This is a genomic window from Pseudomonas sp., from assembly GCF_026224925.1.
Lineage (GTDB): Bacteria > Pseudomonadota > Gammaproteobacteria > Pseudomonadales > Pseudomonadaceae > Aquipseudomonas.
The window spans coordinates 1-12069 of sequence record NZ_JAMFRV010000584.1; the positions used below are offsets into that span (position 1 = coordinate 1).

Here is a 12069-nt window from a genome sequence, read left to right on the forward strand (position 1 = left end):
TACCCGAGTTTCTGTGGGAGAGAATTTATTCGGGTATAGGGCAACTCTGTTTACATGAAACACCGGTCTGTTGACATTCGCCAACAAGTTCGCTCCCACAGAAAAGCTACCGCTTACAAATCGCCCAAACCATCCACCAGCGCCTGATTATGCTCAGGTGTGCCGATGCTGATTCGCAGGAATTGCGCAATGCGCTCCTGCTTGAAGTGCCGAACGATTACGCCCTGCTCTCTCAACTTGGCGGCCAGGCCTGCCGCGTCATGCTGCGGGTGACGGGCGAAGATGAAGTTAGCTGCCGAAGGCAAAACCTCAAACCCCTTCGCCTCCAACTGCTTGACCAGCACATCACGGCTGTCGATAACCCGCTGACAGGTGCTTTCAAAGTACTCACGGTCTTCAAACGCAGCGGTCGCGCCCACGATGGCCAGACGGTCCAGCGGGTAAGAGTTGAAGCTGTTCTTGACCCGCTCCAGCGCCTCGATCAAATCCGGGTGCCCTACCGCCAAGCCTACTCGCAGCCCGGCCAGCGAGCGCGATTTGGACAGAGTCTGCGTGACCAACAAATTCGGGTAGCGATCCACCAGGCCGATTGCGGTTTCGCCGCCGAAGTCGATGTAGGCCTCATCAACCACCACTACCGAATCAGGGTTGGACTTAAGCATCTGCTCCACCGCTTCTAACGCCAAGAGGCAGCCAGTGGGGGCATTAGGATTAGGGAAAATGATCCCGCCGTTTGGCTTGGCGTAGTCTTCGACACGAATCTGAAACTGCTCATCCAGCGCAATGGCATCAAACTCGATGTCATACAGGCCGCAATAAACCGGATAGAAGCTGTAGCTAATGTCCGGAAACAGCAGCGGCCTACCGTGGCGAAACAGTGCATTGAAAACATGCGCCAGCACTTCATCCGAACCATTGCCGAGGAACACTTGATTACGTTGCACACCGTAATACGCGGCAACCGCCTGTTTGAGCAGATCGCTGTTTGGGTCCGGGTACAGCCGTAGGTCGTCATTAAGTATCGCGCGCATGGCGGCGATGGCTTTCGGCGACGGGCCGTAAGGATTTTCATTGGTATTGAGCTTGATCAGCTTGGTCAGCTTCGGCTGCTCACCGGGAACGTAGGGCACCAGCGTGCTGACAAAAGGACTCCAGAACTTGCTCATGCTTTTTTTCCTTGATCTGTGTTGTCGACGATTCGGTATTCAGCACTGCGGGCGTGGGCAGTCAATGACTCGCCACGCGCCAACACCGAAGCCGTTTTCCCCAACTCCGAAGCACCTTGCTCGGAGCAATAAATGATCGATGAACGCTTCTGAAAATCATAGACGCCCAGCGGTGACGAGAATCGCGCAGTGCCTGATGTCGGCAACACGTGATTCGGCCCGGCACAATAGTCGCCCAACGCTTCGGAGGTGTGGCGGCCCATGAAAATTGCACCGGCGTGACGAATTTGCGGCAACCATGCTTCAGGATCAGCAACCGACAACTCAAGGTGCTCTGGGGCGATACGGTTGGCCACATCAATGGCCTGCTGCATATCAGCCACTTTGATCAGGGCGCCACGGCCATTGATCGACGTTTTGATAATCTCGGCGCGTTCCATGGTCGGCAAAAGCTTGGCGATGCTTGCGGCCACTTTGTCGAGAAACTCGGCGTCGGGGCTGATCAAAATCGCCTGAGCGTCTTCGTCGTGCTCGGCTTGGGAAAAAAGGTCCATGGCGATCCAGTCAGGATCGGTCTGGCCGTCACACACCACCAGAATTTCCGAAGGTCCGGCGATCATGTCGATACCGACTTGGCCGAATACGTGGCGCTTTGCGGTGGCGACATAAATATTGCCAGGGCCAACAACCTTATCAACTTTCGGCACGCTTTCGGTGCCATACGCCAAGGCGGCCACGGCCTGTGCGCCACCGATAGTGAACACGCGATCAACGCCGGCGATGCAGGCTGCTGCCAGCACCAACTCATTGATTTCGCCACGCGGCGTAGGCACGACCATGACCACTTCGGTCACGCCAGCGACCTTGGCCGGAATCGCGTTCATCAACACCGAGGACGGGTACGACGCTTTTCCGCCTGGGACATACAGCCCGGCTCGGTCCAATGGCGTGACCTTCTGGCCCAGCACCGTGCCATCGGCCTCGGTGTAGCTCCAGGATTCCTGCTTCTGTTTTTCGTGGTAAATGCGCACGCGGTCAGCGGCTTTTTCAAGCGCTGTGCGTTGCTCTGGCGTAATGCGCGTCAAGGCGAGTTCAAGGCGCTCGCGGGGCAAAATCAGTTCTGCCATGGAGGCCACTTCAAGCCCGTCAAAGCGCTGGGTGAATTCCACCAACGCCGCGTCGCCGCGCTCACGCACAGCCTTGATGATGTCGAGCACGCGCTCATTCACCGAGTCGTCAGACACACTTTCCCAGCTCAGCAGATGGTCCAGATGGCGTGCGAAATCTGGGTCAGCGGCGTCGAGTCGGCGAATTACAGTGGAAGTGGTCATAGCGAAGGCCTCAATTAATTGGCGGATGCTCAGGCGCCGGTAGACTACCAAGCCATCCGCGCAGGCACCTGAGAAATTTGGCTATGACACGGATAGATGGGCGCGACTCAAGGTCGCGCGAGTGGGTCAGCCGCGATGTCGCGACTCAACTGCATTACGCAGCGTATCGATCAGCGCCTGAATACGCGCATGTTGCATTTTCATTGACGCCTTGTTCACCACCAGACGCGAGCTGATAGTTGCAATCAGTTCCTGGGGCTCAAGGCCGTTGGCACGCAGCGTATTGCCAGTGTCGACGACGTCGATAATCTTGTCGGCCAGGCCAATCAGCGGTGCCAGCTCCATCGAGCCATACAGCTTGATGATGTCGACCTGGCGGCCTTGTTCGGCGTAGTAACGCTTGGCCACGTTGACGAACTTGGTCGCAACCCGCAGTCGGCCTTTAGGCTCGACCGCGCCGATCGCGCCGGCAGTCATCAAACGGCACTGAGCGATCTGCAGATCCAGCGGTTCATAAAGACCCTGGCCGCCGTATTCCATCAACACATCTTTACCGGCAACACCCAGATCGGCTGCGCCGTGTTCAACGTAAGTCGGGACATCGGTTGCGCGTACGATCAGCAAGCGCACATCGGCTTGCGTCGTGGGAATAATCAGCTTGCGGCTTGTGTCCGGATTCTCGGTCGGCACAATGCCTGCTTCGGCAAGAAGCGGCAGGGTGTCGTCAAGGATGCGGCCCTTGGACAGTGCGATGGTTAGCATGGGAAACGTAAGTCCTTGGCAATCGGGCGCATCCATGCGCCCCACGTGTCCTGAATCAACGATTCAGGACCTTGTGCTGAACGATCAAAGCCTAGCCCGGAACGCGACGGATCTTGGCGCCGAGCATCTGCAGTTTTTCTTCGATGCATTCATAACCACGGTCGATGTGGTAAATGCGGTCGATCAAGGTATCGCCTTGTGCAACCAGCGCCGAAATAACCAGGCTGGCCGAAGCACGCAGGTCAGTTGCCATCACTGGCGCGCCTTTGAGCTTCTCGACACCGGTAACGACAGCGGTATTACCTTCAACCAGGATCTGAGCGCCCATGCGGTGCATTTCATACACATGCATGAAGCGGTTTTCGAAGATGGTTTCGATAACAGCACCGGTGCCTTCAGCGATTGCATTGAGCGAGATGAACTGCGCTTGCATGTCGGTCGGGAACGCTGGGTACGGAGCCGTACGCACGTTGACGGCTTTTGGCCGCTTGCCGTGCATGTTCAGCTCGATCCAGTCGGTGCCGGTGGTGATTTCGGCGCCCGCTTCCTGAAGCTTCAGTAACACAGCTTCCAGAATAGTTGGATCGGTGTCCTTGAGCTTGACGCGACCACCGGTGGCGGCCGCAGCTACCAGGTAGGTGCCGGTCTCGATACGGTCCGGCATCACCTTGTAGGTGGCGCTGTGCAAGCGTTTTACGCCATCAATGGTGATGGTGTCGGTGCCCGCACCGGTAATGTTCGCACCCATGGCGATCAGGCAGTTAGCCAGGTCGACCACTTCAGGTTCACGGGCAGCGTTTTGCAACACGCTGCGGCCGTTGGCCAGGCTCGCGGCCATCATGATGTTCTCGGTACCGGTCACGCTGACGGTATCAAAGAAGAAGTTTGCACCACGCAAGCCGCCTTCTGGCGCCTTGGCCTTGATGTAGCCACCCTCAACGTCAATGGTCGCGCCCATGGCTTCAAGACCACGGATGTGCAGATCCACCGGACGCGAGCCAATGGCGCAACCGCCCGGCAATGCGACTTCGGCGTAACCGAAACGAGCAACCATCGGCCCCAATACCAGGATCGACGCACGCATGGTTTTAACCAGCTCGTACGGCGCGACCAGGGTTTTTATGGTGCGGGCGTCAATTTCAACGCTGAGCTTTTCGTCGATCACAGGCTCGATGCCCATACGACCAAAGAGCTCGATCATGGTGGTGATGTCGTGCAAATGCGGCAGGTTGCAGACCGTTACCGGCCCATCGGCCAGCAAGGTTGCAGCAAGAATCGGCAGGGCAGAGTTTTTTGCCCCGGAAATGCGGATCTCGCCATCAAGACGAGCGCCGCCAGTAATAATCAGTTTATCCATAAGAGTCTCGACGCCAATTGGCTCAGGTGCGCTCGGACCATGCAGCGCGGCTGAAAAATTTCATGGTGACCGCATGGATGCTGCCATCGGCGATCCAGGGGTTCAAATGGGCATAGACCTGCTGCTGACGCTTGACCGGGCTAAGGGTAGCCAGTTCGTCACTGATCACGTTCAGCTGAAAATTGCAGCCTTCGCCTTCAACTTCTACCTGGGTTTCTGGCAGCTTTCCTTCAAGGAAGCTTTTAACTTCTACGGCCTGCATGCTTAACCTCAATCGGCGCCCTACGCGCGCGGGTCGGCCATCATACAAAAAAGCCTGCCCGCTGCGAACCCCGGATTAATAGACTCGGACGGAAAGCGTTTCCGGGAGTCGGGTGAAAAGCGTTTCACCCGCCCCGCTGATGGCTATGGGTGTTGGTCGAATATCTCGGTCAAACCAGAAACCTTAGCGATGTCACGCATATCTTCTGGCAAGCCCTGAACACTGACAACCTTGCCGGCTGCCTTGGCGTCACGCATGAACGCTAGCAGCAAAGCCAAGCCAACACTGCTGGATTTCTCCACTTCGGAGCAGTCCAGAACCAGCGTCGGTATATCGCTGCCTTTTATCAGCGCCTGACCTTGCTTGCGCAAGGTCGGGCCGGTGCGGTAGTCAAGCACGCCGCTCAGGTGTAACTCACCTGTCGCGTCAAGACGAACAGCTGATTCACTCATTGCGCAGGCTTCTCGGCGGCATTGTCGACGGTACTTTTGGCCTTGGCGACTTCGCCCGCCCAGCCATTAATGGTGCTGTCGAGGTTGTTGCCGTTCTGCCGCATGGCGTCAGCGAACTGATCACGAAACAGCTTGCCGATGTTGATGCCGTTGACGATGACGTTGCGAACTTTCCATTCGCCACCGACCTTCTCAAGCGTGTAGCTCACCGGATAAATGGCACCGCCATTGCCTTTGACGGACATGTCGACGCTGGTACGGTCGCCACTTTCATCTTTGGCCGGGGCGACAGTAATGCCTTGGTTGTTGTATTCCAGCAATGCGTTGCCGTAGAACTGGAACAGGCTGCGCTTGAAGTTTTCCTGGAACGTTGCCATCTGTGCAGGCGTCGCCCTTCCAGAGTATTTAACGGTCATGACACTTTTCGAAATGCCTTCAGCATCCACTGCAGGCCCCACAATGGTATTCAGCGCGTCGTAAAAAGCCGACGGGTTGGATTTGTATTGGTCTTTGTGGGCCGCCAGATCAGCCAGCAATGATTTGGTCGTACGATCCACCAAATCATGCGCTGACTCACCCGCAGCCGCATTGGCGAACAATGGAACAACCGCCAGCAAGATCAACAGACCACGGCGCAAGGTTGAGAACATTGAAAGATTCCTCATTTGGCGTCTTTACTCACAGTGTTGAGCATGAATTTTCCGATCAGGTCCTCAAGCACCAATGCCGATTGGGTGTCATGAATAACACTGCCGTCTTTAAGCAGTGTCTGCTCGCCCCCAACGCTGATGCCGACGTACTTCTCGCCGAGCAAACCAGCGGTAAGGATCGACGCAGTGGAGTCCGTAGGCAGATTATTAACCCGCTTTTCGACTTCCATGGTCACCCGCCCCGTAAAGGTGTCACGGTCCAGATCAATAGCCGTGACCTTGCCGATAGTCACACCGGCCATGGTCACCTTAGCTCTGACAGTCAAACCAGCAATATTGTCGAAGTTTGCATAAAGTTTATAGCTGTCGTGGTTCGCGCTTGCGCTCAGACCACTGACACGCAAGGCCAACAAGATCAAAGCCAGGATCCCGGCCAGCAGGAAAAGGCCAACGCCAGTTTCCAGGGTGCGGTTTTGCATCAGAAATCTCCAAACATCAAGGCGGTCAAAATAAAGTCCAGGCCTAATATGGCCAATGAGGCATACACCACGGTTTTAGTGGTGGCACGGCTGATCCCCTCTGACGTGGGCTCACAGTCGTAACCCTGGAATACGGCAATCCAAGTCACCACAAACGCAAAGATTATGCTTTTAATTACACCATTGAGCACGTCGCTCTGAAAATTCACGCTGTTTTGCATATTCGCCCAGAAGGAACCCTGGTACACACCGAGCCAGTCGATGGCGACCCAAGAGCCGCACCAGATACCCACCACGCTGAAGATCATCGCCAGCAGCGGCAGGGAAATAAACCCGGCCCACAAGCGTGGCGCAACGATATATTTCAACGGATCGACGCCAATCATTTCCAGGCTGGACAGTTGCTCAGTGGATTTCATGTTGCCAATCTCAGCGGTCAACGCTGAACCGGCACGCCCGGCGAAGAGCAGACCGGCAACCACCGGCCCCAGCTCTCGCAGCAAGGTCAACGCAACCATCTGCCCGACTGCCTGCTCCGACCCGTACGTCTGAAGAATACTGAAGCCTTGCAGCGCCAGCACCATGCCGATAAAGCCGCCGGAGACGACGATAATCAGCAACGACATGACACCTATAGAGTGCAACTGCCGAACCAGTAGTTGAAAACTGCCGCCAACGCCGCTACGGCCGAACAACGCATGAACCAAAAACAGTCCCGAGCGGCCCAGTATCGTAACCATGTCGATCGAAGCGCGGCCGAACAGATTCACCTGGCTCATTAATGAATGTTTGCGCATCAGCGCTTCCCCAAAAGATCTTCGCGATAATCCGGTGCCGGATAGTGGAATGGAACGGGACCATCCGGGTCGCCCGTCATGAATTGACGAATGCGCGGATTATCCGAGCTCATCAACTCCTTCGGAGTTCCCTGCCCCAGCACTTGACCATCGCCGACGACATACAAGTAGTCAGCGATACTCGCGGTTTCAGTCAGATCGTGGGAAACCACGATACTGGTGATGCCCAGCGCATCGTTCAGCAGGCGAATCAGTCGCACCAACACACCCATGGCAATCGGGTCCTGGCCAACGAAAGGTTCGTCATACATGAGAATTTGCGGATCAAGAGCGATGGCCCTAGCCAATGCCACCCGCCGTTGCATGCCACCGGACAATTCGTCGGGCATCAAATCGACGGCCCCCCGCAGCCCCACCGCCTGCAATTTAAGCAAAACGATGTCACGGATCATTTCTTCGGGTAGTTCGGTATGGACCCGCAGCGGAAACGCTACGTTTTCGAATACATCAAGGTCGGTGAACAAGGCACCGCTCTGGAACAGCACGCCCATATGCTTGCGAGCGTCGAACAGAGCGCTGCGCGACAATTTAGGCAAATTTTGGCCGTTGACCCAGACTTCTCCGCTGTTGGGACGCAATTGCGCACCCATCAAACGCAGCAATGTAGTCTTGCCACTGCCGGAAGGCCCCATGATGCCGGTGACTTTGCCCCGGGGAATGCGAATATCAACATTATTGAAGATGCTGCGCGAACCGCGCTTGAAGGACACTCCCTTCAGCTCGACCGCGAAGGCGTTATCGACGCTCATCTAAACTCCTCAAGATGCAGCCTCACTCTCAGAACCAAAATACATGACGCTTGGCATGCACTGACTGGGTAGGCCAAACAGGCGGCGAACTATACCACTGCCCGCCCGCCCGTCCCATGGAAGAAGCCTCTTTCGTTCAAGAGCTGGACAGATAATTCGAACAATTGCGAACCACTACCAAAGCGCGTAATGGAGCAGCGACACACGAACTGTACGCAGACATAAGATCAAGCGTGAGGGAATCAACCATTACCGCTATAATCGCCGCCTTTTCATCAGGCTAACCGTTTCCGACATGAGCCAATCCAGCGACCTGATTCAAACAGCACAACGCACCATCCGCCTCGAAATCGAAGCCGTAGAGGGTTTACTGGCGAATATCGACGCGGATTTCGTACGCGCTTGCGAAATGATTCTGGCCGGTAAAGGCCGCGTCGTCGTGGTCGGCATGGGCAAATCAGGGCACATCGGCAAAAAAATAGCCGCCACCCTCGCCAGCACTGGCACAACCGCATTTTTCGTTCATCCGGCAGAAGCAAGCCATGGCGACATGGGCATGATCACCGGTGACGACATCATCCTGGCGATTTCGAATTCGGGCACGACCAGCGAAATTGTTACACTTTTGCCCCTGATCAAACGCCTGGGCATCAAGATGATCAGCGTGACCGGCAACCCGGATTCAACGATGGCCAAGGCCGCAGAAGTCAATTTGAATGTTCACGTCGAACATGAGGCCTGCCCGCTGAACCTGGCACCTACGTCATCAACCACCGCCGCGCTGGTGATGGGTGACGCGCTGGCCGTCGCGCTGCTTGAAGCGCGGGATTTCACCGCAGAAGACTTCGCGTTCTCGCACCCTGGCGGCGCACTGGGTCGGCGCTTGCTGCTCAAAGTCGAGCACGTCATGCATGTCGGTGAAAGTCTGCCTCAGGTTCAACGCGGCACCTTGCTGCGCGATTCGCTGATGGAAATGACCCGCAAGGGCCTGGGCATGACCGCCGTACTGGAAGCCGACGGCCGCTTGGCCGGGATCTTCACTGACGGCGATTTGCGCCGAACGCTTGGTAGAGACATCGACATCCGCCAGGCGACCATCGACGACGTGATGACCGTCCACGGCAAAACTGCTCGCCCCGACATGCTCGCGGCTGAAGCATTGAAAATAATGGAAGATCACAAGATTAGCGCCTTGATCGTTGTCGATGAAAATGACCACCCTATCGGCGCCTTCAACTTGGGCGACCTACTGCGCGCGGGAGTGATGTGATGACTGACGCAACGCAAGACCTGATGCAGCGCGGCAAACATATAAAATTGGCGATTTTCGACGTAGACGGCGTACTGACGGATGGCCGACTGTACTTCCTCGAAGACGGAAGCGAGTTCAAGACATTTAATACCCTCGACGGCCAAGGCATAAAGATGCTGATCGCGTCGGGCGTAATCACCGCTATCATCAGTGGGCGCAAGACACCTGTAGTTGAACGGCGCGCCAAGAACCTGGGCATCCAGCATTTGTATCAGGGCCGGGAAGATAAAGTGGTCGTACTCGACGAGTTACTGGCCCAACTCAATCTAAGCTACGAACAAGTCGCCTATTTGGGCGACGATCTGCCAGACTTGCCGGTCATTCGGCGCGTAGGCTTGGGCATGGCAGTTGCTAATGCCGCCAGTTTCGTCCGGCAACATGCTCACGGTATCACCCTGGCTCGCGGTGGCGAAGGTGCAGCTCGCGAGTTTTGCGAACTGATCCTCAGCGCCCAGGGCAGCCTCGAAGCGGCCCATGCCGCCTACTTATAGAAGTTATTTATGTTGAGTAAAAAAATTCGCCGATTTTTGATTCTGGGTGTCATTGCGCTGCTGGTTGCAGCCGCAGGCTACTGGAACATCAGCCCGGAAACTTTTCTGGAGCAGAAAACCGCTGCGGTAGATCCAGGCGCAATCGATTTTTACGCGACCAAGGCACACAGCCTGCAATTTTTGCCGGACGGCAAACTCCAGTACGACATGACGTCCGATAAGGTAGAACACCTTGAGGCTTCTGACGTAACGCTGCTGACCAATCCTGATCTGCAACTGTTTCGCGGCGCACAATTTCCTTGGCACGTCCAAAGCCTGAAGGGTGAAGTCTCGCCCGGAGGCACTCAAGTCGAGCTGATTGACTCGGTCCGAGTTGCAAGAACTGACGAAAAGAACCGTACAACCATTATTACCAGCAGTCGAATGACGGTATTCCCACAGAAGCAATATGCGCAGACCGAGCAAGCCGTTAGAATCGACGGCTTCGGCGGTGTCACTACCGGCACGGGCATGAAAGCGTATTTGAACGACGGCAGGATGAACCTGCTGTCCAACGTAAGAGGACAGTATGAGGCTCGTTAAAACCCTCCCTTTTTTGCTCGGCCTGGGCACAGTACTGGGAAGCGTGAGCGCTTGGGCTCTGCCGACGGACCGCGATCAGCCTATTCATATTCAGTCTGACGATGCGCAACTCGATGACAAGCAAGGCATCGCCACGTACAAAGGCAACGTTATCATCACCCAAGGTACGATGAAGATCACTGGTAACACAGTGACCATCACCCGGACGTCCACCGGTGAAATCAACGTCTTCACCTCCGTGGGCAACCTTGCTTACTACGAACAGAAACCCGAATTGAACAAGCCTATTGTTCAAGCGTACGGCGTAACTATTCAGTACTTTGCGATCGACAACAAAATTGTCCTGATCGACAAAGCCAAGGTGATCAACGACGGCAACACTTCCGAAGGTGAGAAAATCATCTACGACACGGTGAGGCAGGTTGTTAACGCCGGTCGCGCCAATGGCACCAAATTGACCGCTCCGCGGCCACGGATCGACATGGTCATCCAGCCAAAAAGCAAACCAGACGCACAGAAGGCCCCTTAATGGCAACGCTGAAAGCCCAACACCTGGCGAAAGCCTATAAGGGCCGGCAGGTCGTACGCGATGTCAGCTTGTCTATCGACAGCGGTCAGATCGTCGGATTGCTCGGTCCTAACGGTGCAGGCAAGACTACGTGTTTCTACATGATCGTCGGCCTGGTGCAAGCCGACCAGGGTCGTGTATTGATAGATGACCTGGATGTCAGCCATCAACCAATGCACGGCAGAGCACGTGCAGGCATTGGCTATCTGCCTCAGGAAGCTTCTATTTTTCGCAAGCTGTCCGTTGCCGACAACATCATGGCGATTCTTGAGACCCGCAAGGAACTTGATCGCGCGGCACGTCGCAAAGAGTTGGAAAACCTGCTGCAGGAGTTCCACATCAGCCATATTCGCGACAACCTCGGCATGAGCCTGTCCGGTGGCGAACGCCGCCGCGTAGAGATCGCTCGCGCCTTGGCGACTTCACCGAAGTTCATTTTGCTGGATGAGCCGTTTGCGGGCGTTGACCCTATCTCCGTGGGCGATATCAAACAGATCATCTATCACTTGAAAGCCAAGGGCATCGGCGTTCTGATCACCGATCACAACGTTCGTGAAACCTTGGATATCTGTGAAACAGCCTACATCGTCAACGATGGACAGCTGATCGCAGAAGGCAATTCGGAAACTATTCTGGCTAACCAATTGGTTAAAGAGGTCTACCTCGGCCACGAATTCCGCCTGTAAGGGCTGCAGTGTTTCGCTGTTCGAAAGCGAAGGACGCTAGAATCTCGCGCTGGCAAGCTTTTTAATTGTCAGTGCACTCTAGGCAAACACTTAGGTTTCAGGCATATAATTTGCTTAAGTTGGCGCTTCGGCGCCCTGTAGTGGATGGCGCATGAGCGCCGGCGAATAAGGTGTTAAGCCCCAGCCATGAAACCATCGCTAGTCCTGAGAATGGGCCAGCAGCTGACGATGACACCGCAGCTGCAACAGGCCATCCGCCTCCTCCAACTGTCGACTCTGGACCTCCAACAGGAAATCCAGGAGGCGCTGGAGTCCAATCCTATGCTCGAACGCCAGGAAGAAGGCGACGACTTCGACAGCGCCGA

General features: G+C 55.7%; 15 protein-coding genes and 1 pseudogene. 6 read left to right on the forward strand and 10 right to left on the reverse strand.

What is annotated here, in order from left to right; all coding sequences use genetic code 11:
• Positions 1 to 113: 113 nt before the first annotated feature.
• From hisC to M0974_RS24360, 10 genes are all read right to left on the reverse strand, one after another.
• On the reverse strand, positions 114 to 1166 hold the full coding sequence (hisC, locus tag M0974_RS24315; RefSeq protein WP_297843004.1) for a histidinol-phosphate transaminase: 1053 nt from the start codon (positions 1164 to 1166) through the stop codon (positions 114 to 116).
• Positions 1163 to 2497 carry a histidinol dehydrogenase gene (gene hisD / locus M0974_RS24320; protein WP_297843007.1) on the reverse strand — a complete coding sequence of 445 codons (1335 nt, stop codon included), beginning with the start codon at positions 2495 to 2497 and terminating at the stop codon, positions 1163 to 1165. The genes hisC and hisD overlap by 4 nt, the downstream gene beginning before the upstream one ends.
• 126 nt (positions 2498 to 2623) lie before the next feature.
• Entirely contained in the window at positions 2624 to 3259 is a 636-nt protein-coding gene (gene hisG, locus M0974_RS24325) for an ATP phosphoribosyltransferase (RefSeq protein ID WP_297843010.1), read from the reverse strand.
• 91 nt (positions 3260 to 3350) lie between these two features.
• Positions 3351 to 4616, reverse strand: coding sequence for a UDP-N-acetylglucosamine 1-carboxyvinyltransferase (gene murA, locus M0974_RS24330; RefSeq protein ID WP_297843013.1), 1266 nt, complete (start codon positions 4614 to 4616; stop codon positions 3351 to 3353).
• 22 nt (positions 4617 to 4638) lie between these two features.
• A complete protein-coding gene (locus M0974_RS24335) occupies positions 4639 to 4878 on the reverse strand; it encodes a BolA family protein (protein WP_297843016.1) in 240 nt (79 codons plus the stop codon).
• Positions 4879 to 5021: 143 nt separating this feature from the next.
• Complete coding sequence (locus M0974_RS24340) at positions 5022 to 5330, reverse strand: lipid asymmetry maintenance protein MlaB (protein ID WP_297843019.1); 309 nt, start codon at positions 5328 to 5330, stop codon at positions 5022 to 5024.
• Positions 5327 to 5980, reverse strand: coding sequence for a phospholipid-binding protein MlaC (locus M0974_RS24345; protein WP_297843022.1), 654 nt, complete (start codon positions 5978 to 5980; stop codon positions 5327 to 5329). Before M0974_RS24345 ends, M0974_RS24340 begins: the two co-directional genes overlap by 4 nt.
• An 11-nt stretch (positions 5981 to 5991) precedes the next feature.
• Positions 5992 to 6459: an outer membrane lipid asymmetry maintenance protein MlaD gene (mlaD, locus tag M0974_RS24350; protein WP_297843024.1), complete on the reverse strand. Its 468-nt coding sequence runs from the start codon at positions 6457 to 6459 to the stop codon at positions 5992 to 5994.
• A complete protein-coding gene (gene mlaE / locus M0974_RS24355; RefSeq protein WP_297843027.1) occupies positions 6459 to 7256 on the reverse strand; it encodes a lipid asymmetry maintenance ABC transporter permease subunit MlaE in 798 nt (265 codons plus the stop codon). The genes mlaD and mlaE overlap by 1 nt, the downstream gene beginning before the upstream one ends.
• Positions 7256 to 8065 (reverse strand): ATP-binding cassette domain-containing protein, encoded by an 810-nt coding sequence (locus M0974_RS24360; protein WP_297843030.1) that lies wholly within the window; start codon positions 8063 to 8065, stop codon positions 7256 to 7258. The genes mlaE and M0974_RS24360 overlap by 1 nt, the downstream gene beginning before the upstream one ends.
• Before the next feature lie 295 nt (positions 8066 to 8360).
• On the opposite strand from M0974_RS24360, the gene M0974_RS24365 reads away from it, so the two are divergent.
• The 6 genes and pseudogenes from M0974_RS24365 to M0974_RS24390 all read left to right on the forward strand — a co-directional run.
• Positions 8361 to 9335 (forward strand): KpsF/GutQ family sugar-phosphate isomerase, encoded by a 975-nt coding sequence (locus M0974_RS24365; protein WP_297843032.1) that lies wholly within the window; start codon positions 8361 to 8363, stop codon positions 9333 to 9335.
• Positions 9335 to 9868, forward strand: a complete 534-nt coding sequence (locus M0974_RS24370; RefSeq protein WP_297843034.1) for an HAD family hydrolase — start codon at positions 9335 to 9337, stop codon at positions 9866 to 9868. The genes M0974_RS24365 and M0974_RS24370 overlap by 1 nt, the downstream gene beginning before the upstream one ends.
• 9 nt (positions 9869 to 9877) lie before the next feature.
• Positions 9878 to 10450 (forward strand): LPS export ABC transporter periplasmic protein LptC, encoded by a 573-nt coding sequence (lptC, locus tag M0974_RS24375; RefSeq protein WP_297843037.1) that lies wholly within the window; start codon positions 9878 to 9880, stop codon positions 10448 to 10450.
• Positions 10437 to 10979, forward strand: coding sequence for a lipopolysaccharide transport periplasmic protein LptA (gene lptA, locus M0974_RS24380; protein ID WP_297843040.1), 543 nt, complete (start codon positions 10437 to 10439; stop codon positions 10977 to 10979). Before lptC ends, lptA begins: the two co-directional genes overlap by 14 nt.
• Positions 10979 to 11704, forward strand: coding sequence for an LPS export ABC transporter ATP-binding protein (gene lptB / locus M0974_RS24385; RefSeq protein ID WP_297843043.1), 726 nt, complete (start codon positions 10979 to 10981; stop codon positions 11702 to 11704). Before lptA ends, lptB begins: the two co-directional genes overlap by 1 nt.
• 186 nt (positions 11705 to 11890) lie before the next feature.
• Positions 11891 to 12069 (forward strand): annotated as a pseudogene (locus tag M0974_RS24390) (RNA polymerase factor sigma-54); the annotation flags it as partial.